The organism is Ruegeria sp. CK3 (assembly GCF_056536565.1).
In genome coordinates this window covers 218,210-244,273 of record NZ_JBQFPV010000008.1, presented here as the reverse complement: position 1 = coordinate 244,273, position 26,064 = coordinate 218,210, and the positions used below count along the sequence as shown (strand labels likewise).

Here is a 26,064-nt window from a genome sequence, read left to right as displayed (position 1 = left end):
CCCCGGGATATTTTCAGCCAGATGAAGAGCGGATCAGAACCATTGGCCGGGTTCGATCAATCCCAGATCGAGCAATTGGCGCGATGTCCATTCGAACGAGACGGAATTGTGCCAACGGAAGCTTGAGATGTCGAAGGCTGAACCTGCGTTGCTTTTCAGAGCTTTTGCCGCCCGAAATGAGCAGATCGCAGCCGTCAGATTGTGATGCCACGGACAGGCATAGGTGTTGTATTCGGCCTCGTTGAACGTGTGATCGGGCTGCAGGATCAGGTCTTTGCGCGTCTTGAACAGCGCGATTCTGTCAATCCGGCGGCGTTCATAGGGGATGTGATCTTCGAACCGCCAGCGCAGGCCGCCGGACATGTCCAATTGACGCTCGATCGGGCGGCCCGTGGGGTCGTGGCGGGTGTGGGCGTAGTATCCGGTGCTGTCCAGCATGGCCTGATCGGGGGCTACACCGTTCGGGAACTGGCTCAGATCACCGGCATAGAGGTCGATCACGTGGCACAACATTGCGCTGCGGCGTTCCTCGGCGTGGAAGGCCAGCAATTCCCCTATGCTACGTGTTTCGCAGAAAGGGTAGAACAGGTATTCGGCGTTGTAGCAGTAGTATATCCAGACACTGGGCGCGGCTTTCGTGATGCTGTTGATCGCGTCGAATACCACGGTCCGGGGCGCGCATTTGAACGTCACGCGATGTATCCGCGCGGACAGGTCATCGCTGAGGGTGAACTCAGCGGGCATGAAGGCCACGACCGACTTGAAGCCGAGGCCTAGATGGTGGTGCAGCGTGCTTTCGACCTCGGTCTCGTCTTCGGCGAAAATCAGGGCCACGGGGCCTTTGGACAGGGCGGATTGGCCTGAATTCAGAAAGCTGTCGAGGGATTCGTACTGCATCGCTGGTTTTCATTCGCGTCTTGCTGGAAAGTTTCGCCAAATTCGGGTAATTGCGCCGGCATTGCAAGCGGCGTTCGAAGCATATAGATGACGCCGATCCAGCGACTGCAAAGGCCCGATCCATGTCTGAACCCAAAAAGCTGTTTATCAAGACCTATGGCTGTCAGATGAATGTCTATGACAGCGAGCGTATGGCCGAAGCCTTGGGCGGGCAGGGATATGTCGAGACCAAGTCGCCGGACGATGCGGATATGATCCTGCTGAACACCTGCCATATCCGCGAAAAAGCCGCCGAGAAGGTCTATTCCGAGCTTGGCCGGTTCAAGGGATTGAAAGCGGAAAAGCCCGACCTCAAGATCGGAGTGGCGGGCTGTGTTGCGCAGGCCGAAGGCGAAGAGATCATGCGCCGCCAGCCTTTGGTCGATCTGGTGGTTGGACCGCAAAGCTATCACCGTTTGCCGGAGATGGAGGCCAAGACCCGCGAGGGGGCCAAAGCTTTAGACACGGATTTCCCCGAAGAGGACAAGTTCGAAAAGCTCAAAAACCGCCCCAAGGCCAAACGCGGCCCGACGGCGTTTTTGACGGTGCAGGAAGGCTGCGACAAGTTCTGCGCCTTCTGCGTTGTGCCCTATACCCGCGGGGCCGAGGTTAGCCGCCCGGCCGACCGCATCACTCGTGAAGCGCAGGATCTGGTCGAACGCGGCGTGCGCGAGATCACTCTACTGGGTCAGAACGTCAACGCCTATCACGGTGCCGGTCCCAATGGCGACATGACGCTGGCTGGGCTGATCTGGGAGTTGAACAAGGTCGACGGGCTGGAGCGTATCCGTTTTACCACCTCGCATCCCAATGACATGGCGGATGACCTGATCGAGGCGCATGGCACCTGTGACAAGCTGATGCCTTACCTGCACTTGCCGGTGCAGGCGGGGTCGGATCGGATTCTCAAGAGGATGAACCGCAGCCATACGGCGGACAGCTATTTGCGGCTGATCGAGCGTATTCGCGCCGCGCGTCCGGATATCGTGATGTCGGGGGATTTCATCGTCGGCTTCCCGGAAGAAACCGAAGAGGATTTCCAGGCGACTTTGGATTTGGTTGAGCAGGTCAAATACGGCTACGCCTACTCGTTCAAGTACTCGACCCGTCCGGGGACTCCGGCGGCGGAACGCGCCCAGGTTGACCCGGCGGCGGCGGATGACCGCTTACAACGCTTGCAAGCTCTGATCACCAAGCATCAGCGCGAGATTCAAGATTCCATGGTCGGTCGCACTGTCGGCGTTCTGTTCGAGAAACCCGGGCGGCTCGAAGGGCAAATGGTTGGAAAATCGGACTATCTTCACTCGGTGCACGTGGTTGGGTCTGACCTGAACGTGGGAGACCTGCGGAAGGTGCGTATCGTGAAGTCTGGCGCGAACTCTTTGGCCGGGGAACTGTTGCAATAAGGTGGTTCTTTGCGGGCACGTCGTGCCAGTACGAATATATCTAAAATTTACCCTTGATTTATGAATTGGAACTATGTTCCGAGAGGAGCCAAGTTTTCTGATGGGCCTCGACCGCGTGCGGAAGGTTTGTTTTTGCCGATCACGAAAGTGGCGTCGATGGAGGGTATTGAGTGGTGGTTCTGAAGTGCAAAGGTCTCTGGTCTGTGTCGGTCGCAACTTTAGTGGCTTTTGGGGCCAGCGCGACTTGGGCGAGCGATCAAACGGGGGACATATCTGATCCCGAAGTGATCAGCGACAAGCGCTTCAGCGACGATGTCAGTGCCTTCTATCTCGGTGTGACGGCAGGGTATGGCGGTGGGGGCGATGATCGGTTCGGTCTGACCACGCCAACCGATACGTTTGCAATCGGCGATCAGGACATCAGCGGAACCTATGGCGGTGTGCGTGGCGGCTGGCGGGGTGTCCTGCCGGCTCGGGGCGGTCGTGACTATGTTTATGGATTTGAGCTGGGATATGATTTCGGATCGCTGGACGACAGTGTTTCCACTGTAGTCGGCTCTGAGACGGTTCAAGGCGGGTCAGAAGTCTCGGATATTGTCACCTTGCGGTTTCGGAATGGCCTAACCAACCGCAGCGGGCGAATCCTTTATTTCGTCAGTGTCGGTTACCTTTGGGGTGACGTAGAGACCACAAACAGTATTTCGTCCACCTCTGGCACACAGTCATTTGAAACTTCGGATCGCCGCAACGGGTTCTCGCTCAGCATTGGTGCGGAGCATTATCTGACGGAAGACTGGTCGATCACAGGTGAGTTTGAATATGTCCAGTTCGATTCCAAGGATATTGAATTCTCTTCGGGTTTTTCGACAAAATCCACACCGAACTATCGCGGTCTGAGGTTCGGTTTGAACTACAAGTTCTAAACCGGGGCAAAGCGCCCGATCGGCGCTTTTGTCATCGCCGAGCGAATTTTTGAAACTGTGGCTTGCACCTGGTCCGAGTTCTTGTCTACGCTCAAGGTGAAACGCCAAGACAGGAGAACGGATTGGCCATCGGTGCCCTTACCCCACCGCAAAATGAGATGCCCCAGCGCGAGGCATTTGTAGAATTCCCCGACAACCGCTTGTTGATTGATTTATGTGGCGAATATGACCGCAACCTGACCGAGATCGAACAGAAGCTCTCGGTCCAGATTGTGCGCCGCGGCAATCAGTTGGTGGTGATGGGTGAAGAGGATTCGCAGAAAAACGCCATTGAGGTTTTGCAGGCCCTTTACACCCGTCTGGAAGGCGGGCGCGATGTTGAAGCCGCTGATGTGGACCGAGAGTTGCGAATGGGTGGCTCGGAACAGGGGACCGGTAGTCGAGACGGCGACCAGCTTGAGATGTTCAAGGGCGGTACCGTTGAGATCAAGACCCGCAAAAAGCTGGTCGAACCCCGCACGGATGCGCAAAAAGCCTATGTGCAGTCGCTTTTCCAGAATGAACTGGCCTTCGGAATCGGCCCGGCGGGTACCGGTAAAACCTATCTGGCCGTTGCCGTTGGCGTGTCGATGTTTATCGGCGGCCATGTGGACCGCATCATCCTCAGCCGTCCTGCGGTCGAGGCCGGGGAAAAGCTGGGCTATCTGCCCGGCGATATGAAGGACAAGGTCGATCCGTATATGCAGCCGCTTTATGACGCGCTGAATGACTTTTTGCCCGGCAAACAGCTCGCCAAACTGATCGAGGAAAAGCGAATCGAGATTGCCCCTCTGGCGTTCATGCGAGGGCGGACGTTGGCCAATGCTTTTGTGGTGCTGGATGAGGCGCAGAACGCGACGACCATGCAGATGAAGATGTTCCTGACCCGTCTGGGCGAGGGTAGCCGCATGGTCATCACGGGTGACCGGTCTCAGGTCGATTTGCCGCGTGGGGTTCAATCCGGGCTGGCGGATGCTGAACGCCTGCTGAAAACGATCCCGAATATCAGCTTCAACTACTTTACTTCGAAAGATGTGGTGCGGCACCCGCTTGTCGCCGCAATCATCGAAGCGTATGAGGCCGATTCAGGGCGCGAGACAGGATAACTCAAGGCCCGACATCAGGCTTTGAGGCGACAGGATGAATCTTGAACTCACCGTGGAAGATGACCGCTGGCAGGGGCTGGAGCTTCTGTGTTCGCGCGCGGTTGACGCGGTTCTGCACCATTGCGGGCTGGACCCGGATTTGTGTGAGGTCAGCCTGCTGGCCTGCGATGACACCCGAATTGCCGAACTGAACGCCGAGTTCCGGGAAAAGCCGACACCGACGAATGTTCTGAGCTGGCCCGCCGAAGACCTCGCAGCGGAAGTTGCGGGTGAAACGCCCGAACTGCCAGAACCCGATTTTACCGGCGAAATCGCGCTAGGGGATATCGCGATCTCATACGACACCTGCGCGCAAGAAGCTGCTGAGGCGGGCAAATCCATGTCTGATCACGTGACTCATCTGATTGTTCACGGAACGTTGCATTTGCTGGGGTATGATCACATTCGTGACCCCGATGCGACCTTGATGGAAGGGATTGAGGTCAAGATACTTGGCAAACTGGGTATCAATGACCCATATAATAGATGAAGCGGGTTATTTCACCCGATCAATTGGAAGAGGACAATGGGCGATACAGACGGCAGTTCTAGGGCGGCGCAAAGCGCGCAGTCTGAGAATTTGGACATTGAAGAGAAAAGCGGTTTCTTTTCGCGGATTATGGATGCCATTTCGGGGGCCGAAGAGGAGCAAAGCGCTCCGGTCAACGGGCATGAAATAGCCGACAATCAACATCGCGGCATGGTTAACCTGCGTCGCAAGCGGGTTGAGGATGTCGCCATTCCGACCGTTGAAATCGTCTCGGTTCCCTCAACGATTTCCAAGGATGAGCTGGCGCAGGTCTTTCGCGAAAGCGGCCTGTCGCGGATACCCGTGTACGAAGGTACGCTGGATACGCCGCTGGGTTTTGTCCACCTCAAGGATTTTGCTCTAACCCATGGGTTCAATGGTGGCGGAGCCGAGTTCGACCTGACCTCGATGCTGCGCACGCTGCTGTTTGTGCCGCCCTCGATGCCGATCGGTGTTTTGCTGACCAAAATGCAGACCGAGCGTCGCCACATGGCGCTTGTGATTGATGAATATGGCGGAGTTGACGGGTTGTTGACCATCGAAGACCTGATTGAGCAGGTCGTCGGCGAAATCGCGGATGAGCATGACGCGCATGAAGATCAGCTTTGGCTGCAGGAAAAGCCGGGTTGCTACGTCGTGCAGGCCCGCGTTCCGCTTGAGGATTTCGAGGCCGAAATCGGACGTTCTCTAACTAGTCACGAGGATGTCGACGAGGAAGAGATCGAAACTCTGGGCGGTCTGGTCTTCATGCTGTCGGGCCGTGTTCCGGCGCGGGGTGAGGTTGTACTGCACCCCGAAGGTCCGGAGTTCGAGGTGATTGATGCCGACCCGCGCCGCATCAAGCGTCTGCGCGTTATGTTGCCGGACGTCGCTGCATGATCCCTGTCCGGGGTTGGCCTTTCTGGCTTAGACTTGCTGCCGCAGCTGCCTTGGGGGCGCTGGGAGCATATGGCTTGGCGCCGTTTGGTTACTGGCCGCTGACTCTGATTGCGCTGATCCTGATCCCGGCGTTTTTTCTGGCCTGTGAAACCCGCGCCTGTGCCGCTTGGTTGGGCTGGGCCTTTGCCACCGGCTACTTCGCCCATGCGCTGAGTTGGATCATCGAGCCTTTCCAAGTGGACGCCGAGCGCCATGCGTGGATGGCTCCGTTTGCGCTGGTCTTCATGGCTGGCGGCTTGGCTTTGTTCTGGGCGGCGGCATTCTGGGCGGCGCGGCGGGTTGATGCTCCGGCTGTACGACAGGCTGTGTTGCTGGCACTGACATTGTCACTGGCCGAGTTTGGTCGCGGCTATCTTCTGACCGGCTTCCCCTGGGCCGGGGTTGCGCAGGTCTGGGTCGACACACCGGTTGCGCAACTTTTGTCTTTGGTTGGCCCTTATGGGCTGGCTGCACTGACGTTTGCGGTGACGTTTTCGCTTGGGGCCGCGATGGTGCACCCTGTGGCTCTCCGTTCGCTTTTGATTCCGGTCGCTGGGTTCGTCGGTGTCGCTGTTATTGCTGTGGTCTACGCCTCCAGCAGGCCGGTGATTGAGTATGGTGAAAATACGGTCCGATTGATCCAGCCGAATGCGCCTCAGCATCAGAAATGGGATCCTGCATATGCGCCCCTTTTCTTCGCTCGGCAGATCGAATTCACCGCGGCAGAGCCACGTCCAGACCTGATCGTCTGGCCCGAGACTGCAATTCCGGCGTGGCTCAGCAGCGCCGATCCCTATCTTGAGGCCGCCACGGATGCAGCTCAGGGCGTTCCGGTTATTCTGGGCATTCAGCGAGGGGACGGCCCGCGCATCTACAACTCGATGATTTTTCTCGATGAGAACGGGCAGCAGACGGGTCTTTATGACAAGCACCATCTGGCCCCGTTTGGCGAATATGTACCGTTCGGAAACCTGATGGCCCGGTTCGGTATTCACGGCATGGCCACAACGGCTGGTCATGGGTTCAGTTCTGGGCCAGGGCCTGCGGTGATGCAGGCGGGCAAGCTGGGTCAAGCCCTACCGCTGATCTGTTATGAGGCCGTCTTTCCCCAAGACGTCAACGGCGCGCCGGAACGGGCCGATTTCATCTTGCAGATTACCAATGATGCATGGTTCGGAACCCGTTCCGGCCCTTACCAGCATCTTGCTCAGGCCCAGATGCGGGCGATTGAGCAGGGGCTGCCACTTATGCGGTCCGCCAACACCGGCATTTCGGGGATGATCGATCCGTTGGGTCGGATTACCGCATCGCTTCCTTTGGGGCAGGCGGGGTTCGTAGACGCTGATCTGCCGCTGCCTCTTGCGCCAACCGTCTATTCCCGCATTGGGGACCTGCCCGTGTTCTTGGTCTCGCTCTTGTTGGCCGTGTTGTTGTGGCGCATGCCGCGGCCGCGCAGCACCTAGTTTCCGATTGACGCCATTTCGCAAGGCGCGTATGCCCTTGGTGCCTGTCACAACGGCTTCCTGGCGTGGCAGAGGAACTTCAGTGGAGCACATTTATGTCCCGACAGAACTACACCTTTACTTCGGAATCGGTTTCCGAAGGGCACCCGGATAAAGTCTGTGACCGGATTTCGGACGCCGTACTCGACGCATTTCTGAATGAAGAACCCGAAGCGCGCGTGGCGTGCGAAACCTTTGCTACGACCGATCGGGTCGTCATCGGTGGCGAAGTAGGTCTGTCTGATCAGGAAAAGCTGCACGACTATATGGGGCGCATCGACGAGATCGCGCGCGCCTGTATCAAGGATATCGGTTACGAACAGGACAAGTTTCACCACGAAACAGTCGAAGTGACGAACCTGCTGCATGAACAGTCTGCTCACATCGCTCAAGGCGTTGATGCCTCGGGTGACAAGGATGAGGGCGCAGGCGATCAGGGCATCATGTTCGGCTACGCCACGACGGAAACACCTGCGCTGATGCCAGCCCCGATCCAGTATTCGCACGCGATCCTGCGTCGTCTGGCCGAAGTGCGTAAAAACGGCACCGAGCCTGCTTTGGGCCCGGACGCGAAATCGCAGCTGTCCGTCGTTTACCGCGATGGCAAGCCGGTTGGCGTCAGTTCGATCGTTCTGTCCACGCAACACCTGGATGAAGCGCTGACCTCGGACGACATCCGTGCGATCGTCGAGCCCTACATCACCGAAACCCTCCCCGAAGGGTGGCTGAGTGCCGATACCGAATGGCACGTGAACCCGACCGGTAAGTTCGTAATCGGCGGCCCGGACGGGGACGCAGGCCTTACTGGCCGCAAGATCATCGTCGACACCTATGGCGGCGCGGCGCCTCATGGTGGCGGGGCGTTCTCGGGCAAAGACCCGACCAAAGTGGACCGCTCAGCTGCTTATGCCGCGCGTTACCTGGCCAAGAACGTGGTTGCCGCCGGTATGGCAGAACGCTGCACCATTCAGTTGAGCTATGCGATTGGCGTCTCCAAGCCGCTGTCGATCTACGCCGATACCCATGGAACCGGCCAGATTGCAGACGCTGTGATCGAAAAAGCCGTTGGTCAGGTCATGGATCTGACCCCGCGCGGCATTCGTGAGCATCTGCAACTGAACAAGCCGATCTATCAGCGCACCGCAGCTTACGGTCATTTTGGCCGTGAACCCGCTGCCGATGGCGGCTTCAGTTGGGAACGCACTGATCTCATCGAAGCCCTGAAAGCGGCAGTCTGATCCAAGACAAAAGGGGCGCGTCTCGCAGGATGCGCCCTTTCTCTTTTTCGAGATACTCCGAGGGTCAGCCCCTTGTCACACGGCGCGCGCCACAGTAAGGGCACCGCCATGAGCAACCAGACACCCCAACGCCCCCGCAGAAACTTCTATGGTCGCTTCAAGGGCAAAACCCTGAAGCAAAGCCAGAAGACGTATCTGAACGAAGACCTCGAAGCCTTGTCGCCCGGTGCCGTGGATTGGGAGACGAACCCCGAACGCCACCCGCTGGACCTCGATGCGCTGTTTGGCGGTAAGGATGTTTGGCTTGAAGTCGGCTTTGGCGGTGGGGAACATCTGGTGCATCAGGCCGCGAACAACCCCGATATCGGAATCATCGGGGCCGAGCCTTACATCAACGGCGTCGCCATGTTGCTCGGCAAGATCCGTCAGGCTGGGGTCGAAAACCTCGCGGTGCATCCCGGTGACGCGCGCGACCTGTTCGATGTGCTGCCAGAAGCCAGCATTTCACGCGCCTTCCTGCTCTACCCAGATCCGTGGCCCAAAACGCGCCACCACCGCCGCCGCTTCGTGACGCCCGAACATCTGGAGCCTCTGGCGCGTGTCCTGAAGCCCGGCTCGATCTTCCGTGTTGCCACCGACATTCCTGACTACGTGCGCCAGACGCTTGAGGAAGTACCCCGCGCCGGTTTCGAGTGGTTGGCTGAACGCCCTGTCGATTGGCGCGAGCCTTGGGACGACTGGATCTCGACCCGCTATGAGCAAAAGGCCCTGCGGGAAGGGCGGACACCGCACTATCTGACCTTCCGCCGGACAGACGCCTGATCGGTTTCAAATTTTTGTAATCCTGCACGCTATGCTAGGCTGTGCGCGTTACGCGTTTTCAGCATAGCTTATTTCAAGGATTACCATGTCTGATATTCGGATTACCAACTGCCACACGCATCTGTTTCACTCGCGCCACGTGCCCGAGGACTATCCCTATCCGGCGCTCAAACCGTTCAAGAAGATGCCATGGTTGATCAAGGCTCTGGCTTTCGGTGCCAGACTGATCGGCCAGCCTGGCGTCGCTGAAAAATTGGATCGGCTCTATCGTTTTCAGCAGGAAACGGATGAGGGCAGCCAGCGCGAGATTCTGGATAACCTGCAGCGACATTACCCCAGCAATACCCGTTTTGTCGTCTTGCCGATGGATCTGTCAGCCTTTGGCTTCGGCGCGCCTGAGGTGCCCCTGCGCGACCAGCACGACGAACTGGCGCAGCTCTCCACTGACCCAGAGGTTGGCCCTTCGGTGGTTCCCTTCGCAACCATCGACCCGCGGGCTGATCCCAATGCCACTGAACTGTGGCGTGCCATTGATGATCTGAAGTTTCGTGGGGTCAAACTCTATCCCCGTTTAGGGTTTGCACCGAATGACCCGGTTCTGATGCAGCATGTCTATCCGGGATTGCAGGACAAAAACCTGCCGGTGATGTCGCATTGTTCGCGTGGCGGGGTTCAGGGGCGGTATCTTTCCGACTATTGGGCCGACCGTTATACAGAGCCTGAGGCGTTTATCCCGGTGATGCGCGCCTTTCCCAACCTTCGGATCTGTCTGGCACATTTTGGTGGGCAGCGAGACTGGCATGCCTACGTCAATCCCGATCACAGCGACCCTTTGGACGATGCATTCAACCGGAATTGGCTGAGATCCATTCGCGACTTGATCGGCAGCGGAGACTTCGAAGGCCTGTGGACGGATATCTCCTACACCCTTTTCCAGTTCGAAGACTATGCGCCGTTCCTGCGTTTGTTCCTGATGGGCGAGGATGAGGAAAGCGAACGCCTGCGGTCGCGCGTTTTGTTCGGGTCGGATTACTACATGACCCGGCAAGAGGCGCTGTCAGAAAAGGCGGTCTGTATCCGGTTGCGCAACGTTCTGGGCGAAGAGATCTTTCGCCAAATCGCCGAGGAAAACCCGGCAAAATGGCTGGGAGAGACCTGAGAGACACCCATACCCTTATTGCCGCTGGACCAACTGGTCCCAATTCGCTAATCGGCATGGACTGATAGCGAAAACAGGAGCCCCCATGTCCGGACACGGCACGCCCATCCCGATGACCTCGCATCCCTGCGGCCCGTTGAACGGAACGGCTGAGGTGCCCGGCGACAAGTCGATCTCGCACCGGTCACTGATCCTTGGCGCGATGGCGGTTGGGGAAACCAAGATCTCGGGCCTGCTTGAGGGCGAGGATGTTCTGGACACTGCCAAGGCCATGCGTGCCTTCGGGGCCGAGGTGACCGACCATGGCGGCGGTGAATGGACCGTGCATGGTGTCGGTGTCGGTGGCTTTGCCGAACCCGATCAGGTGATCGACTGTGGCAACTCGGGCACCGGCGTGCGGCTGATCATGGGCGCGATGGCAACCTCTCCGATCACGGCGACCTTCACGGGTGATGCTAGCTTGAACAAACGCCCGATGGCGCGGGTCACAGATCCGCTTGCGCTGTTCGGCGCGCAGGCGGTTGGCCGCTCGGGCGGGCGCCTACCGATGACCATCGTGGGCGCAGCGGACCCGACCCCGGTCCGCTATGAGGTTCCGGTTCCTTCGGCTCAGGTGAAGTCGGCCGTTCTGCTGGCGGGCCTGAACTCCCCCGGCAAGACCGTTGTGGTCGAGAAAGAGGCCACCCGTGACCATTCGGAACGGATGCTGGCCGGTTTTGGGGCCGAGATCACCGTTGAAGATACAGATGAAGGTCGCGTGATCACGCTGACCGGTCGACCCGAGCTGAAACCTCAGGTCATTGCCGTGCCGCGTGACCCGTCGAGTGCCGCTTTCCCGGTTTGCGCGGCGCTGATCACCCCCGGTTCGGACGTGCTGGTGCCCGGCATCGGTCTGAACCCGACCCGTGCGGGCCTCTTTACCACTCTGCGTGAGATGGGGGCGGACCTGACCTATGAAAACGAACGCGAAGAGGGCGGTGAGCCCGTCGCCGATCTGCGCGCCAAATACTCGCCCAACATGAAGGGGATCGAGGTCCCGGCCGAGCGCGCGGCCTCGATGATCGACGAATACCCGGTTCTGTCCGTGGTTGCCGCCAATGCGACCGGCACCACGATGATGGGCGGCGTGAAAGAGCTGCGCGTCAAGGAAAGCGACCGGATCGACGCGATGGCGCGCGGGTTGCGGGCCAATGGCGTGACTGTGAATGAAGGTGACGATTGGTGGGCGGTCGAAGGGCTGGGCATCGGCAACGTTCCCGGTGGTGGCACCTGCGAGAGCTTTCTGGACCACCGGATCGCGATGTCCTTCATGGTGATGGGCATGGGCGCGAAAACGTCGGTTTCGGTCGATGATGGCGGCCCGATCGCGACCTCTTTCCCGATCTTCGAGCCGCTGATGGCCTCGTTGGGTGCCAAGGTCGAACGGGTATGAGCTTTACCGTCGCCATTGATGGCCCAGCGGCGGCGGGCAAGGGGACGATCTCGAAAGGCGTCGCGTCGCATTTCGGGTTTGCTCATCTGGATACGGGGCTGTTGTATCGAACGGTAGGACGGCGCGTGCTGGATGGGGTTGATCCCGTCGCTGCGGCCCAAGCTCTGACCGCAGAGGAACTGGAGCAAGGCGATCTGCGTACGGCTGAGATCGCGCAGGCCGCCTCGAAGGTTGCTGTCATCCCTGAGGTACGGGCCGCGCTGGTCGATTTCCAACGTACCTTTGCCCGGCGCGCGGGCGGGGCAGTACTGGATGGGCGCGATATCGGGACGGTGATCTGCCCCGAGGCTGAGGTAAAGCTGTTCGTCACCGCCAGCGCTGAGGTTCGGGCCGAACGCCGGTTTTTGGAACTTAGCGCCAAAGGGTCTTATGTAACGCGTGATCAGGTCCTGGCCGATGTGCGCGAACGGGACGCGCGCGATGCGGAGCGTAGCACCGCCCCCATGAAACCCGCCGAAGACGCCGTTCTGCTGGACACGTCCGAACTGAGCATCGACGACGCTTTGGAGAAGGCTGTCGAAATCATCACGCAGAAAAGACCCGCAGCGTAACTGCGGGCCGTTGTTTTAGGGGATCAGAGTTCGCCGACGGCGATGCTCTTGATATTTGCCCACTGGTCGTCGGCGGTTTTGATAGTGCCGACCACGTCTTTCAAGAAGGCGGCGCGGGTTTCGGCGTTCAGGAACAGGAACAATTTGCCGTCCGCGATCAGGTACTGATCCGGGTCGCCGTCAAACTTCTTGCCGACCGAAACTCCGAATGAGCAGAAGCCGCCGTGCTGGGGTAGGTAGGCTGCTGGGTTAGCCTCAAAGGCCTCGCGGTTTTCGGCCGTGGTGAAGTAGTAGGACGCGCCATCATAGGTGGCCGAGTGGGTGGCAAAACCCTCGACCGGGTTGCCGCTGTTGACCAGTGCGACCAGATCAACCCCATGCGCAGCAAGCGGCGCGCCAGCCGCCGAGATGCCTTTGGAGACATTGATTTCATCCGCAGCAAAGGCCGGGGCCGACAGGGCAAGCGCAGCAACAAAAGCAGTGAAGACGAGCGATTTCATTTGGGTCATCCTTTCATTTTCAGATCCGGGCTGAGGTATCCCCTCGGCCGATGTGACAAAGTTAGGACTTGAGTCTTGTACGTGTAATCGCAGGTAAGCCGCGAAACTGTGCAGATCGTTCAAAAATCTGGATTACACGCAAAAACACTTCACACAGCTTTGTTTGGCCAGTGACCCGGTTGCTTTCTAAGGTAGGGGGGCAACTATGGGAGCGGCCTCATGATCCGACTAGCTGTGATTTTGTTCCTCATCGCCGGCAGCGTGAGCGCGCAGCAGGCCGAACCGCCCGTGCCTGAGGGCGAACCTCCGATGACGTATGAGCGGTTGGGCAGGATTCTTTTTGCGCTTGATCCAGAAACGCAGCCCAGCGGGCCGGGGTTCCAGATCACCATTGCGGATGTGCCAGTTCTGGTGATCACCGATGTAGTGGCCGATCGAATGCGCGCCATGGTGCCCATCAGCAGCACGGCGGATCTGTCTGCGGAGGATCTGCAACGGATGATGCAGGCCAATTTCGACAGCACGCTGGACGCGCGCTATGCGATTGCGAACGGAACCCTGTGGGCCGTGTTCATCCACCCTCTGTCGCCGCTGAAAAAGGATCAGCTGATCTCGGGCCTGGCGCAGACGGTGAACATCGCAAACACCTATGGCACTCTATATTCGGGCGGGGCGGCTGAGTTCGGAGGGGGTGACAGCGGCGATCTGCAGCGTGCGCTGATCGATGAGCTTTTGAAAAAGGGCGAAGAGATCTGAACCTGGAACGTGGTCGAGTTTCAATTTGACACACCTCGCCGTTACCGGATTTTTATCGCCATCAGATTGGGGCTAAAAGATCAAGTGAAACCTAGTAAGCATCTGCGCAAGAAGGGTAAAATAGCCACATCGACAGGACTCTAGCCAGACGTAGCAAAACTGTTATGCTCCCCTCACAAGCAATAAAGGGAAGGCCGCCGTAAACCTCCAAAAAAGGGGGAAGCAGCCACAAAATTCCCTAAGCCAACAGGGACAGACAAACATGACCAAACGTTTGCGCAAAATCACCATCGTGGGTGGTGGGACCGCGGGCTGGATGACCGCGTTGATTTTGGAGATGGTGCTGTCGCGCACCTCCGCGCCCAAGGATCGCCCACGTATCTGCCTGATCGAAAGCCCCAATATCTCGACCGTCGGTGTGGGTGAGGCAACGGTTCCGAGAATGCCGGTCACGCTGAGGCAAGCGGGCATTTCCGAACGGGACTTTTTTCGCGAAACCAATGCCTCATTCAAGCTGGGCGTGAAGTTCTGCAATTGGAACAAGGACGCCAAGGGCAATCGCATCGACTATGTGAACCCGTTTGCCCATGGTCAGATGCTGGAGGGGTTGGAGACGGCCGAGTATTTCCTGCGTTTTGGCAACGGGGATCGGGATTTCACCCAGTCCATTTCGCCGCATGATGATCTGGGTCGGATGTGCAAGGGCGCTCGGCCCTTGGGGGCACCGGAATTCGAGCAGCGCTTTGGTTACGCGTATCACCTGGACGCCGTGAAGTTCGCGGGCATGCTGACCAAGGTCTGCACCAAGCGCGGTGTTGAGCATATTCAGGATGAGGTGCAATCGGTCGAGCTGGATGAGCAGGGCAATGTCAGTCACCTGATGCTCGAGCGCAAAGGCCGTCATGACATTGAAATGGTCATTGACTGCACAGGGTTCCGTGGTCTGATCATCAATCAGGCTCTGGGTGAACCCTTCATGGATTACTCGGACTATCTGCCGAATGACCGGGCCATGGCGTTGCAGATTGAACATCCGGATCCGGAAAAGATTGAAAGCCTGACCCGCTCAACCGCGCTTGGGGCGGGGTGGACATGGCGCGTGCCACTCTTCAACCGAGTCGGCACGGGCTATGTGTTTTCGTCTGCGCACCGGACGGATGATCAGGCAGCAGATGAATATCTTGAGTGGCTGGGCGACAGCGGCAAGGGTCTGACGCCGCGCGTGATCCCGATGCGCGTTGGGCGCGTGCGAAACGCGTGGGTCAAGAACTGCGTGGCGATCGGCCTATCTGGCGGGTTCATCGAGCCGTTGGAAAGCACCGCGATTCACATGATCGACCATGCCGTGCGCTGGTTTGCCGAGCATCTGCCGACGCAGGACATCGAACCGGCCTTGCGGACGCGCTACAACCGGCAGATGGACAAGCTCTACAACGAAGTTTTGGAGTTTATCTGTTTGCACTACCGCCTTGGTAACCGCACCGATGACCAATACTGGATCGACGCGCGGACCGAAATGAAACTGCCTGACAGGTTGGCCGAGAACCTTGAACTCTGGCAGCATCGCTTGCCGATGGAGCATGATATCGAGTTCGTATCCCTATTCGATCACCGCGTCTATCAAACGGTTCTGCTGGGCAAACAGGTCTATGATACGGGCTATGGCGAAGGCATCCGTGATCGACTGCGTCCGTTGAAAAAACCGATCTGGTTCCACTGGTGGAAGGGCGCGCGCATGCATCTCAATGAGATTCTGCAAACAATGCCGGATCACAAAACGCTTCTGCGCGATATTCGGGGTGAGTTGAAGAAGCCAGCTTTTGGCAAGGCGGCTGCAGTGAAGCCTACTGTGGCCATGCCGGGCGCAAAGCCGACTCCTGTTGTGGTGCAGAACATGCCGAACCTGGCCGAAATCCAAAGCGGTGCGAAGGACCTGCAATTGTTCTAGGGCGCATAGAATTGGGCAAAGTAATCTTCGACACCTGTTGCGGTGCCGAGATTTAGGCTTTGCCCTTGCGTATCTGGCTGAAACAGCCTATACGCGCGCTGTCTGAACAAGGGCGGTTAACGTCCGGATGACGTATCTGAGCAGGGCCGGGTTACCTCGGCCCTTTGTGTTTGTGTAGTCAGATGCGCACCGGGTCACGCCCTAAGACATCATGAAACAAGACCGGCGGAAACAACCGCTCGGCCAGCAAAAACGTATGTAAAGGAAAACAACGCCACATGGCTAACGCATCCATGGAGGAATTCGAAGCCCTCCTGAATGAAAGCTTCGAAATGGACACGCCCGAAGAGGGTTCTGTTGTCAAAGGTAAGGTTCTGGCGATCGAAGCCGGCCAAGCCATCATCGACGTAGGCTATAAAATGGAAGGCCGCGTTGATCTGAAAGAATTCGCAAATCCCGGCGAAGCCCCTGAAATCGCTGTTGGTGACGAGGTCGAAGTTTACCTGCGCGCCGCAGAAAACGCCCGTGGCGAAGCTGTCATCTCGCGTGAGATGGCCCGCCGTGAAGAGGCGTGGGACCGTCTGGAAAAAGCATATGCCGACGACCAGCGCGTCGAAGGTGCAATCTTCGGTCGCGTCAAAGGTGGCTTCACCGTCGATCTGGGTGGCGCAGTTGCGTTCCTGCCCGGCTCGCAGGTTGACGTTCGCCCCGTGCGCGACGCTGGCCCGCTGATGGGTCTGAAGCAGCCGTTCCAGATCCTGAAAATGGACCGTCGTCGTGGCAACATCGTTGTGTCGCGCCGCGCTATCCTGGAAGAATCGCGTGCCGAACAGCGTGCCGAAGTCATCGGCAACCTGTCCGAAGGTCAGACCGTCGAGGGTGTTGTCAAGAACATCACCGAATACGGTGCATTTGTTGACTTGGGTGGCGTTGACGGCCTGTTGCACGTCACCGACATGGCATGGCGCCGTGTGAACCACCCGTCCGAGATCCTGACGATCGGCGAAACCATCAAGGTTCAGGTCATCAAGATCAACAAAGAGACCCACCGCATCAGCCTGGGCATGAAGCAACTGCAGGAAGATCCGTGGGATCTGGTTGCTGCCAAGTATCCGCTGGGTTCGGTCCATCAGGGTCGCGTCACCAACATCACCGACTACGGCGCGTTCGTCGAGCTGGAAGCTGGTGTCGAAGGTCTGGTGCACGTCTCCGAGATGTCCTGGACCAAGAAAAACGTCCACCCCGGCAAGATCGTTTCGACCAGCCAGGAAGTCGACGTCATGGTCCTGGAAATCGACGGCGCCAAGCGTCGCGTGTCTCTGGGCCTGAAGCAGACTCAGCGCAACCCATGGGAAGTGTTTGCAGAAACACACCCCGAGGGCACCGAAGTCGAAGGCGAAGTCAAGAACATCACCGAATTCGGTCTGTTCATTGGCCTCGAAGGCGACATCGACGGCATGGTCCACCTCAGCGACCTGTCCTGGGACGAGCGTGGCGAAGATGCGATCCAGAACTACCGCAAAGGCGACATGGTTTCGGCCGTTGTCTCGGAAGTTGACGTCGAAAAAGAGCGTATCTCGCTGTCGATCAAAGCCCTGGGCGGTGACAAGTTCGCCGAAGCCGTGGGCGGCGTGAAGCGTGGCTCGGTCATCACCGTCGAAGTGACCGCAATCGAAGATGGCGGCATCGAGGTTGAGTACGAAGGCATGAAATCGTTCATCCGTCGTTCGGACCTGAGCCGTGACCGCGCCGAACAGCGTCCTGAGCGCTTCAACACCGGCGACAAGGTCGACGTCCGCGTCACCAATGTCGACAGCAAGACCCGCCGTCTGGGCCTGTCGATCAAAGCACGCGAAATCGCCGAAGAGAAAGAGGCCGTGGAACAGTACGGCTCCTCCGACTCGGGCGCATCGCTGGGCGATATCTTGGGTGCAGCGCTGAAATCCGGCGACTAAATCCGGTCTCTGACCCGATACAATTCAACGGCCCCGAACATGTGTGCGGGGCCGTTTTTGTTGCGAATCAACAAGTTCCCAAATTGGGCGCTAAAATGTACATACTATGTGCATGAACGGGATTTTGGGTGTTCAAGCGAAAAATCATGCGAGATTGCCCGAAATAGCAGCTACAACACACAGAGTTTACGTTCCCCCGAACCGGGTTTTTTTCTATACTGTCCAGAACACTAGAGATGGTAAACCGGTCGCCTGGGAGGGTAGCGCGCATGATCCGTTCTGAATTGATTCAAAAAATTGCTGATGAAAACCCGCATTTGTATCAACGCGATGTCGAGCGGATTGTGAATACAGTTTTCGAGGAAGTCACCGACGCAATGTCGCGTGGCGACCGGGTCGAGCTTCGCGGATTTGGCGCGTTCTCGGTGAAAAAGCGCGACGCCCGCGTGGGTCGCAATCCGCGCACCGGCGAAACTGTGCAGGTCGAAGAAAAATGTGTGCCGTTTTTCAAGACGGGTAAGTTGCTTAGGGACCGATTGAACGGTAAAGCCTGACATTATGATGCGCTACATTCGATATGCTTTCCTGGGGGCACTGGGGATCATCTTGGTCTCGGTCTCCCTTGCCAACGTAGAATCCGTTGAACTCAAGCTGATGCCCGACCCTCTGGCCGAGCTATTGGGATTCAACCTGTCTACCTCACTACCGCTATTTCTGGTGGTGCTGGGCGGTGTTGTGGCCGGTCTGGTTATCGGGTTCTTGTGGGAATGGATGCGCGAGCATAAGCATCGCCGTGATGCGACCGTCAAAAAAGGTGAAGTGCGCAAGCTTGAGCGCGAAGTCAAGAAGCTCAAGAAGAAGCAGAATGAAGGCAAGGACGAGGTTCTCGCCATTCTGGATGAGGCAAGCTGAGCCAAAGCAATGCCTGATGTGTCTGTCAAAATCTGCGGTTTGACCGCCCCTGATCACGTGCGCGCTGCTGTTGATGCAGGCGCGCGGTATCTGGGGTTCAACTTCTTCGCCAAATCCCCCCGCTATGTCTCGCCCCAGCAGGCCGCCGAGTTGGCGACCCATGTGCCGACGTGCGTGGCCAAGGTGGCGTTGGTGGTGAATGCCCCGGATGAGGTATTGGACGACATAACGCAGAACGCTCCGTTCGATATCCTGCAACTGCATGGGGGCGAGTCGATTGAACGCGTACAGCAGATCAAGGACCGGTATGGCTTGCCGGTGATGAAGGTGATCGGGGTGGCCGATGAGGCTGACCTTGCCTCGATTGATGCGTTCAGTGACGTGGCGGATCAGTTGTTGATTGACGCCAAGCCGCCAAAGAATGCCGTTTTGCCCGGCGGCAATGGCTTGGCGTTTGACTGGCGTCTGCTGGCGGGACGCAAATACTGGCGCAAGCCGTGGATGCTGGCCGGTGGTCTGACCCCCGAAAACGTGGCCGAGGCGATCCGTATGACCGGCGCGCGTCAGGTTGATGTCGCATCCGGCGTCGAAAGCGCGCCGGGGGTAAAAGATGCCACGCTGATGAAGGCATTTATTGACGCGACGCAGTGATCTGATCTCGTATATGCGCCGTATCTCTCGACGGAGGGGTACAAAACATGCTGGCGGCAATAGGCGGCGTTTCTCTGAAACACTGGTACAACGCGCCAGAGTTTTTCTGGCGAGCAGGGCAAGCTTTGCGTCAGGCGCGGGGTGATCCGCTATGCTTGCACGCGGCGACTTTCCGTCAAGACGGTCTCTATTTCTCGCTTAGCGTTTGGCACGATATCGAGGCGATGCTGACCTTCGCCCAATCAGGCCCGCACCGTCGCCTGATGCAGGAGGCGAACCGCTTGGCAGATGTGAACCAGTTCCACTATTTTCCTTGCATAGGCATCCCAACGGCTGAGCAAGCGCTTGAGCTTTGGCGGCATCATACCCTGGCTGCCGAATGAGGCGTTTTGCCCATGGCAAAACCTGCCGCTACCTCCTATGAACAACGGATACGACGCGGGAGACTTCCATGGCCAACGATCTTTTCAATTCCTTCATGTCCGGCCCTGATGAACAGGGGCGTTTTGGCATTTTCGGTGGGCGTTTTGTCAGCGAGACGCTGATGCCGCTGATCCTGTCGCTGGAAGAGGAATATAACAAAGCCAAGGATGATCCGACGTTCTGGGCCGAGATGGATGATCTGTGGGCGAACTATGTGGGTCGCCCGTCGCCTCTGTACTACGCCGAGCGCCTGACCGAGCATTTGGGCGGGGCGAAGATTTACCTCAAACGTGATGAGCTGAACCATACCGGCGCGCATAAGATCAACAATGTGTTGGGCCAGATCATTCTGGCGCGTCGTATGGGCAAGACCCGGATCATCGCCGAAACCGGGGCAGGGCAGCACGGGGTCGCCACAGCGACCGTCTGCGCCAAGTTTGGCCTGAAATGTATCGTCTACATGGGTGCTCATGACGTGCAGCGCCAGGCGCCCAACGTGTTCCGCATGCGTCTGCTGGGGGCCGAGGTGATTCCGGTGACCTCGGGCCGTGGAACGCTGAAGGACGCGATGAACGACGCGCTGCGCGACTGGGTGACCAATGTGCGCGACACGTTCTACTGCATCGGCACCGTGGCCGGTCCGCACCCGTACCCGGCTATGGTTCGCGACTTCCAGTCGATTATCGGCAAGGAAGCCAAAGAGCAGATGATGAAGGCCGAAAGCCGTCTGCCCGACACGATCATCGCTGCCATTGGCGGCGGCTCGAACGCGATGGGCCTGTTCTACCCGTTCCTCGACGACAAAGAGGTCAACATCATCGGCGTCGAAGCCGGCGGCAAAGGCGTGAACGAGAAAATGGAGCATTGCGCCTCATTGACCGGTGGTCGTCCGGGCGTGTTGCATGGTAACCGGACCTATCTGCTGCAGGACGATGACGGCCAGATCCTCGAAGGTTATTCGATCTCTGCCGGTCTGGATTATCCGGGCATCGGGCCCGAGCACTCCTGGCTGAACGATATCGGCCGCGCGAACTATGTCGCCATCACCGACAAAGAGGCGCTTGAGGCATTCCAGCTCTGCTGTGCCACCGAAGGCATCATCCCGGCGCTGGAGCCCAGCCACGCGCTGGCCCATGTGATGAAGATCGCACCGGATCTGCCGAAGGATCACCTGATCTGCATGAATATGTGCGGACGCGGTGACAAGGACGTGCAGACTGTGGCGAAATATCTGAACTTCGACATGTCGGATACTGAGGGCCGCACGGCAGACTAATATTCGGTCAAGCGAATGGCGCCGGCCCCAGAAAGGGCCGGTTTTTCTTTAGCCTTCTTGCAGGACGGTTTCGAAACCTTCGAACTGCGGGGAACCTATCAGGGCGGATTGGGTCTTGCTGTTCCCTGCATTTTTATGTGCGTCGCGGAACTGTTCTTACTTGGTCCAGGCTTCGAAATCTTCGCGGCTGTCCCAGATCACATGGCTGGAATACAGGCGGGATCCGTCGCCTTCAGGCCCTTTGAGTAGGCGGAATTCCTGAAACCCTTTCAGCTCGTTCAAACGGCTCTGTCGTTCCTTCCAGACGTTTTCAAAATCGGCTTCACTGCCATGCCGGACCTTGAAACGGTTCATTGCAATAAAGCTCATGGCTTTCCCCATTCTGTCGTGTTTCAGGCTGGCGAAACGAAATGTCGGCGGGCTGTTGGCATAGAGAGTATTCCCCGTCCGCCCTTAATTGGCGCGCGCTGCGTGTTGGCGCAGGATGTCCAGCGGCACGATCTCAAGTGCCCGCTGATGCGTGGCCTCAAGATGCACCTTGGGCGCACAGCCTTCGTCATGCGCCTGAAGGAAACGACCGGCACAGAGACACCAGCTGTCCCCGGGGTTGAGGCCCGGAAAGTTGAACTCGGGTCGAGGGGTGCTGAGGTCGTTGCCAACGTATTTCGAATAGGCCAGAAACTCAGCCGTCATGACGGCGCAGACGGTGTGACTGCCCTGATCCTCGATGCAGGTGTTGCAGGCCCCGTCGCGGAAGAACCCGGTCAAAGGGTCTTTCGAGCAATCGGCCAGAATCCCGCCGAGAACATTGATGCTGTCTTCTTTCTGCATGAGGCTCCCCCTAAAGGCTTTGCGCAATACTGCGGAACATTTCGACATTCTGTTCGTTGACACCCGGATCACGGAATTTGCGATCCGCACCGGTTGTCATGATCAGAACGCCACGAGGCTGGTCGAAATACATATATTGCCCATAGACCCCGCGGGCCAGAAATTCTCCTTCATGCGCTCCAATGGGGATCCACCACTGATAGCCGTAGCCGATTTTTCCCGGCTCGGTCGGGGCGCTTGGCCAGGTCGATTCCCTGATCCATTCAGCGGGTACGAGCTGCTCGCCGTCATGCTCTCCGCCTTGCAGGATCACTTGGCCGAAGCGCGCAAAGTCGCGCGTGGTGAAGTTCAGACCACCCAGCACAAAAGCCACGCCAGCCCCGTCGGTGACATAGTAGCCGTCGCGCTCCAATCCCAAGGGCTGCACGATCTTCTCGGTCATCAGCTCCGTGACGCTGCGCCCTGTGGCGCCCCGGATCACCATGCCGATGACATGGGTGTCGATCGACACATATTGCCAGCTCTCTCCGGGTACGATGAAGCTGTCCTGAAGCGCTATGGTGAAATCATCCAACTCACCTCCGAGGGCCAAAACGCGGCCCATCCGGTTGATGTCGGAGTTCGGGTCAAAATAGTCCTCATCAAAGACCACCCCGCTGGCCATGTTCAGCACATTTCGGATCGAGGCGGTCTCATAGGCGCTGCCGGTCAGGTTGGACGCGTATTTCACCACCGGATCGTCCAGCGATGTGATCGCGCCTTCGTCCAGCAGAATCCCTAGAAGCGCCGAAAGATAGCTTTTGGCCACCGACCATGAGATGCGACGGTCGTCGGGACCTGTCCCCAGATAGTATTCTTCGAACCTGATCTGACCGTCCTGCATCACCAGAAGTGAGGTGACCGCGCGATCCTCAATCCAGTCATCGGTCCCTTCGGGCAGGTCAAAACCGGGGCCGTAAGGCAGCTCCCACGTCGGGCCGTTGCCTCGGGGCAGATTGGCGGTTAGGAAAGCCTCATCCATGTGAGAGAAATTCTGGACGATTTTCTCTTCGGAAAACAGAGAGTTCACGGCCAAGAGGCGTTGAATTTCTTCGCGTTTCCAGACGCCAACAAGCACTGCGGCCAGGACCAGTGCCAGAGTGATCCGCAACACCCATTTGAACAGAGCTTTCATGAAATGCCTCCCTCTCGGTTGGTATAGGAGCGCGAGACGCCGCATTCCGCAATCAAGACCTTACGGCACCAAGGGCGTAGGTTATTTGAACTTGTCCAAAAGCTTTTGCATGGCCGAGCGGTTGTCTTCTTCGGGCACAGGCTTCGCCTCAGGTTTTGGGGCCGATTTTTCGGGCGTTGGCGAGGTGGAAGAGCGGGGCGGCGCAGTACGCAAAGCCACCGCATTCATGAACTTGCCGCCGTCACCATCCGCAAGATGGCCCGCACCGTCTGCAACGCCGCGCAGTACGTCTTCTAGCCAGTCCCCATCGGCTTTGGCAAAGTCACCCAGAACATAGGGCGAGACCATCTCTTTCCGCCCGGGATGTCCGATGCCCAAACGCACCCGATCATAGGCCGGGCTGATATGCTCATGAATGGATCGCAGCCCATTGTGCCCAGCATGGCCGCCGCCCGCCTTGACCCGCACTTTGCCGGGCGCAAGGTCCAATTCGTCGTGGAAAACGGTCACGTCGGTTGAGTCGAGCTTGTAGAACCGCATCGCCTCGCCCACGGATTGACCCGAGCGATTCATGAAGGTCTGCGGCTTGATCAGAAGCACCTTTTCGTGCCCAAGACGCCCCTCGGCAATCTCGGCCTGAAATTTGGATTTCCATGGGCCAAAACCATGATCATCGGCAATTCGGTCCAGCGCCATGAAGCCGATATTGTGCCGGTTGCGGGCATATTTCGATCCCGGGTTCCCCAATCCGACAAATAGCTTCATGCCACAATCCTCTTTCGCATGCCTTCAGCGCAGAGGGGTGATGGCATGAAATGGCATCCGTTTTCTAGCCCGGTGCCAAAAGAAAACGGGGCCCGATATTAGGCCCCGTTTCACAATTCGACAATTCGAGTTCGGATTTATTCTTCAGCTTCTTCCTGGCCGACGACTTCAACTTCGTCTGCGGCCACTTCTTCGCCTTCTTCGTCGTCGCTGGTCGACAGACCGGTCGGTGCCGAAACGTTGGCGATCACGAAGTCACGGTCGATGGTCGGCTTAGTGCCTGCGGGCAGGTCAACCGACGAGATAGTGACAACGTCGTTGATCTCCATGCCTGTAAGATCAACAGTGATCTTTTCAGGAATGTCGCCAGCGGTGCACATCAGTTCGACTTCCGGACGGACAACGGTCAGAACGCCGCCCTTCTTGATGCCGGGGGCCGCTTCTTCGTTGACGAACTCAACCGGGATGAACAGCGCGATCTTGGTGGTCCGACGCAGGCGCATCAGGTCCAGGTGGGTCGGCAGGTCTTTGACGACGTCACGCTGAACGTCACGGCAGATGACGCGTACGTCTTCGTGGCCTTCAACCTTCAGGTTCCACAGGGTCGACTTGAACCGGCCTGCTTTCAGGCGCTTGAACAGTTCGTTGAACGGGATCTTGATTGCCAGCGGATCTTTGTCGCCACCAAATACAACGCCCGGAACCATGCCTTCGCGGCGGGTCTGACGAGCGGCGCCCTTGCCTGTCCCCGTACGTTCCAGAGCTACGAGATCAGGAATCTCTCCAGCCATGATATATTCTCCAATGTTAGGGCGGGCATCCTCCAAGGCTGTATGCCCGCGTGAAGCCGCGTCCTTAGCTTGTTTCTTACGGTTTGGAAAGTAGTATTTTGCGAGGCGCTGCCTCGCGCTCCGAGGTATTTTCAAACAGAAGAAGATGCGAAGCGCCCGTTGCTACTTCTGTTCAAATATACCTCGGGGGAGTCGCCCCTTCAGGGGCGGTGGGGGGTAGCGCCCCCTGGGACGGTTCAGCTTTGCCAGCGACCGCCGAAATCTTCGGGTACGAGCAGGTTGTGGCGACCCAGATCTGCAACATTGCGTTCGCCGCACAGGGCCATTGTGGTATCAAGCTCCTTCTGTATGACGTCCAAGGCGGTCGTCACGCCAGATTGACCCATCGCGCCCAGTCCGTAGACGAAAGCGCGGCCGATATAGGTGCCCTTTGCCCCCAACGCCAAAGCCTTGAGGACGTCCTGACCCGAGCGGATGCCGCTGTCCAGATGCACTTCGACATCGCCGCCGACAGCGTCCATGATCTCGGGCAGAATGCGGATCGAACTCAGCGCACCGTCCAGTTGCCGGCCCCCGTGATTCGACACAATGATGGCGTCCGCGCCGAGTTTGGCGGCCATCTTGGCATCTTCGGCGTCGAGTATGCCTTTCAGAATCACTCTGCCGCCCCATTGCTCCATCAGCTTTTCGACCTTTGTCCAGTCGAGGCTGGGGTCGAATTGCTCAGCCGTCCACGCGCCCAGCGATGAGGCGTCAGAGATACCTTCGACATGGCCAACGATGTTGCCAAACTCACGCCGCTTGGCTTGCAGCATTTCGATTCCCCACGACCATTTCGTCATCAGGTTGGCGATGGTTTTGGGTGTGAGTTTCGGCGGGGCAGAAAGGCCGTTCTTCAGGTCTTTGTGGCGTTGACCCAGAATCTGCAGATCCAGCGTAATCACGAGTGCAGAGCACTTGGCATCCTTGGCCCGCTGGATCAGGCGGCTGACGTAGTCTTCGTCCTTCATCGTGTAGAGCTGAAACCAAAACGGTTTGTTTGTGTATTCCGCCACATCTTCGATTGAGTTGATCGACATTGTGGAAAGAGTGAAAGGAACGCCGAATTCCTCGGCAGCTTTGGCGGCCTTCATTTCCCCGTCCGCGTGTTGCATGCCAGTCAAGCCGACAGGCGCAAGCGCAACCGGAAGCGCCACGTCCTCACCAATCATCTGCGACGCGGTCGACCGGCCTGCCATATCAACGGCCACCCTTTGGCGCAGGCGGATTTTCTCGAAATCCGAGCTGTTTTCGCGAAAGGTCTGCTCGGTCCAACTGCCGCTTTCCGCATAGTCGTAGAACATGCGCGGCACACGGCGTTCGTAGATCCGGCGCAGGTCTTCAATCGTCGTAATCACGGGCATGTTCGGGAACCTTCCTTAA

The 26,064-nt window shown here is 58.0% G+C and carries 27 protein-coding genes and 1 riboswitch; of the genes, 19 read left to right on the top strand and 8 right to left on the bottom strand.

Features of this window, described 5'->3' with window-relative positions:
• Positions 1 to 33: 33 nt before the first annotated feature.
• Entirely contained in the window at positions 34 to 897 is an 864-nt protein-coding gene (locus ACR0C3_RS13965; RefSeq protein WP_480758973.1) for a hypothetical protein, read from the bottom strand.
• A 122-nt stretch (positions 898 to 1,019) separates the two neighbouring features.
• Here ACR0C3_RS13965 and miaB point away from each other — a divergent pair, with 122 nt between their 5' ends.
• The 11 genes from miaB to cmk all read left to right on the top strand — a co-directional run bounded on the left by miaB (position 1,020) and on the right by cmk (position 12,660).
• Complete coding sequence (miaB, locus tag ACR0C3_RS13960; RefSeq protein WP_480758972.1) at positions 1,020 to 2,342, top strand: tRNA (N6-isopentenyl adenosine(37)-C2)-methylthiotransferase MiaB; 1,323 nt, start codon at positions 1,020 to 1,022, stop codon at positions 2,340 to 2,342.
• A 170-nt stretch (positions 2,343 to 2,512) separates the two neighbouring features.
• Entirely contained in the window at positions 2,513 to 3,265 is a 753-nt protein-coding gene (locus ACR0C3_RS13955; RefSeq protein WP_480758971.1) for an outer membrane protein, read from the top strand.
• Between the two features lie 122 nt (positions 3,266 to 3,387).
• Complete coding sequence (locus ACR0C3_RS13950; protein ID WP_480758969.1) at positions 3,388 to 4,410, top strand: PhoH family protein; 1,023 nt, start codon at positions 3,388 to 3,390, stop codon at positions 4,408 to 4,410.
• A gap of 34 nt (positions 4,411 to 4,444) precedes the next feature.
• Complete coding sequence (gene ybeY, locus ACR0C3_RS13945; protein ID WP_425083923.1) at positions 4,445 to 4,939, top strand: rRNA maturation RNase YbeY; 495 nt, start codon at positions 4,445 to 4,447, stop codon at positions 4,937 to 4,939.
• A gap of 36 nt (positions 4,940 to 4,975) precedes the next feature.
• Positions 4,976 to 5,857, top strand: a complete 882-nt coding sequence (locus ACR0C3_RS13940) for a hemolysin family protein (protein ID WP_170640489.1) — start codon at positions 4,976 to 4,978, stop codon at positions 5,855 to 5,857.
• Complete coding sequence (gene lnt / locus ACR0C3_RS13935; RefSeq protein ID WP_480758968.1) at positions 5,854 to 7,359, top strand: apolipoprotein N-acyltransferase; 1,506 nt, start codon at positions 5,854 to 5,856, stop codon at positions 7,357 to 7,359. The genes ACR0C3_RS13940 and lnt overlap by 4 nt, the downstream gene beginning before the upstream one ends.
• Positions 7,360 to 7,400: 41 nt before the next feature.
• Positions 7,401 to 7,449: riboswitch (SAM-SAH riboswitch) on the top strand.
• A gap of 5 nt (positions 7,450 to 7,454) precedes the next feature.
• Positions 7,455 to 8,636 carry a methionine adenosyltransferase gene (metK, locus tag ACR0C3_RS13930; protein ID WP_475218646.1) on the top strand — a complete coding sequence of 394 codons (1,182 nt, stop codon included), beginning with the start codon at positions 7,455 to 7,457 and terminating at the stop codon, positions 8,634 to 8,636.
• 108 nt (positions 8,637 to 8,744) lie between these two features.
• A complete protein-coding gene (gene trmB / locus ACR0C3_RS13925) occupies positions 8,745 to 9,458 on the top strand; it encodes a tRNA (guanine(46)-N(7))-methyltransferase TrmB (RefSeq protein ID WP_170719508.1) in 714 nt (237 codons plus the stop codon).
• 85 nt (positions 9,459 to 9,543) lie between these two features.
• The gene (locus ACR0C3_RS13920) at positions 9,544 to 10,617 is read left to right on the top strand and encodes an amidohydrolase family protein (RefSeq protein WP_425083918.1); all 1,074 of its coding nucleotides are present in this window, start codon (positions 9,544 to 9,546) and stop codon (positions 10,615 to 10,617) included.
• Between the two features lie 85 nt (positions 10,618 to 10,702).
• Positions 10,703 to 12,049, top strand: coding sequence for a 3-phosphoshikimate 1-carboxyvinyltransferase (aroA, locus tag ACR0C3_RS13915; RefSeq protein WP_480758966.1), 1,347 nt, complete (start codon positions 10,703 to 10,705; stop codon positions 12,047 to 12,049).
• Positions 12,046 to 12,660: a (d)CMP kinase gene (cmk, locus tag ACR0C3_RS13910; RefSeq protein ID WP_480758965.1), complete on the top strand. Its 615-nt coding sequence runs from the start codon at positions 12,046 to 12,048 to the stop codon at positions 12,658 to 12,660. The genes aroA and cmk overlap by 4 nt, the downstream gene beginning before the upstream one ends.
• Before the next feature lie 23 nt (positions 12,661 to 12,683).
• Here cmk and ACR0C3_RS13905 read toward each other — a convergent pair whose 3' ends face one another.
• A complete protein-coding gene (locus tag ACR0C3_RS13905) occupies positions 12,684 to 13,160 on the bottom strand; it encodes a YHS domain-containing (seleno)protein (protein WP_170640479.1) in 477 nt (158 codons plus the stop codon).
• Positions 13,161 to 13,379: 219 nt separating this feature from the next.
• Here ACR0C3_RS13905 and ACR0C3_RS13900 point away from each other — a divergent pair, with 219 nt between their 5' ends.
• The 8 genes from ACR0C3_RS13900 to trpB all read left to right on the top strand — a co-directional run bounded on the left by ACR0C3_RS13900 (position 13,380) and on the right by trpB (position 21,081).
• Positions 13,380 to 13,916, top strand: a complete 537-nt coding sequence (locus tag ACR0C3_RS13900; protein WP_480758963.1) for a hypothetical protein — start codon at positions 13,380 to 13,382, stop codon at positions 13,914 to 13,916.
• A gap of 262 nt (positions 13,917 to 14,178) precedes the next feature.
• The gene (locus tag ACR0C3_RS13895; RefSeq protein ID WP_170377706.1) at positions 14,179 to 15,864 is read left to right on the top strand and encodes a tryptophan halogenase family protein; all 1,686 of its coding nucleotides are present in this window, start codon (positions 14,179 to 14,181) and stop codon (positions 15,862 to 15,864) included.
• A 278-nt stretch (positions 15,865 to 16,142) separates the two neighbouring features.
• A complete protein-coding gene (rpsA, locus tag ACR0C3_RS13890) occupies positions 16,143 to 17,819 on the top strand; it encodes a 30S ribosomal protein S1 (protein ID WP_170377709.1) in 1,677 nt (558 codons plus the stop codon).
• Between the two features lie 269 nt (positions 17,820 to 18,088).
• Positions 18,089 to 18,373 (top strand): integration host factor subunit beta, encoded by a 285-nt coding sequence (ihfB, locus tag ACR0C3_RS13885; protein ID WP_008758048.1) that lies wholly within the window; start codon positions 18,089 to 18,091, stop codon positions 18,371 to 18,373.
• A gap of 7 nt (positions 18,374 to 18,380) precedes the next feature.
• The gene (locus ACR0C3_RS13880) at positions 18,381 to 18,731 is read left to right on the top strand and encodes a lipopolysaccharide assembly protein LapA domain-containing protein (RefSeq protein ID WP_170378121.1); all 351 of its coding nucleotides are present in this window, start codon (positions 18,381 to 18,383) and stop codon (positions 18,729 to 18,731) included.
• 9 nt (positions 18,732 to 18,740) lie between these two features.
• The gene (locus tag ACR0C3_RS13875) at positions 18,741 to 19,382 is read left to right on the top strand and encodes a phosphoribosylanthranilate isomerase (protein WP_480758962.1); all 642 of its coding nucleotides are present in this window, start codon (positions 18,741 to 18,743) and stop codon (positions 19,380 to 19,382) included.
• Between the two features lie 47 nt (positions 19,383 to 19,429).
• A complete protein-coding gene (locus ACR0C3_RS13870) occupies positions 19,430 to 19,765 on the top strand; it encodes a hypothetical protein (protein WP_480758960.1) in 336 nt (111 codons plus the stop codon).
• A gap of 68 nt (positions 19,766 to 19,833) precedes the next feature.
• Positions 19,834 to 21,081 carry a tryptophan synthase subunit beta gene (trpB, locus tag ACR0C3_RS13865; protein WP_480758959.1) on the top strand — a complete coding sequence of 416 codons (1,248 nt, stop codon included), beginning with the start codon at positions 19,834 to 19,836 and terminating at the stop codon, positions 21,079 to 21,081.
• Positions 21,082 to 21,237: 156 nt separating this feature from the next.
• Here the strand turns inward: trpB and ACR0C3_RS13860 are convergent, their stop codons facing one another.
• The 6 genes from ACR0C3_RS13860 to ACR0C3_RS13835 all read right to left on the bottom strand — a co-directional run bounded on the left by ACR0C3_RS13860 (position 21,238) and on the right by ACR0C3_RS13835 (position 26,045).
• Positions 21,238 to 21,450, bottom strand: a complete 213-nt coding sequence (locus tag ACR0C3_RS13860) for an antibiotic biosynthesis monooxygenase family protein (RefSeq protein ID WP_480758958.1) — start codon at positions 21,448 to 21,450, stop codon at positions 21,238 to 21,240.
• An 84-nt stretch (positions 21,451 to 21,534) separates the two neighbouring features.
• Positions 21,535 to 21,912, bottom strand: coding sequence for a DUF2237 domain-containing protein (locus ACR0C3_RS13855; RefSeq protein WP_170659902.1), 378 nt, complete (start codon positions 21,910 to 21,912; stop codon positions 21,535 to 21,537).
• 10 nt (positions 21,913 to 21,922) lie between these two features.
• Positions 21,923 to 23,086 (bottom strand): serine hydrolase domain-containing protein, encoded by a 1,164-nt coding sequence (locus tag ACR0C3_RS13850; RefSeq protein WP_480758956.1) that lies wholly within the window; start codon positions 23,084 to 23,086, stop codon positions 21,923 to 21,925.
• An 81-nt stretch (positions 23,087 to 23,167) separates the two neighbouring features.
• Complete coding sequence (gene pth / locus ACR0C3_RS13845; protein WP_480758955.1) at positions 23,168 to 23,851, bottom strand: aminoacyl-tRNA hydrolase; 684 nt, start codon at positions 23,849 to 23,851, stop codon at positions 23,168 to 23,170.
• Between the two features lie 137 nt (positions 23,852 to 23,988).
• Entirely contained in the window at positions 23,989 to 24,642 is a 654-nt protein-coding gene (locus ACR0C3_RS13840; RefSeq protein ID WP_170472082.1) for a 50S ribosomal protein L25/general stress protein Ctc, read from the bottom strand.
• Between the two features lie 236 nt (positions 24,643 to 24,878).
• Positions 24,879 to 26,045 (bottom strand): alpha-hydroxy acid oxidase, encoded by a 1,167-nt coding sequence (locus tag ACR0C3_RS13835; protein ID WP_480758954.1) that lies wholly within the window; start codon positions 26,043 to 26,045, stop codon positions 24,879 to 24,881.
• Between the last annotated feature and the right edge of the window lie 19 nt (positions 26,046 to 26,064).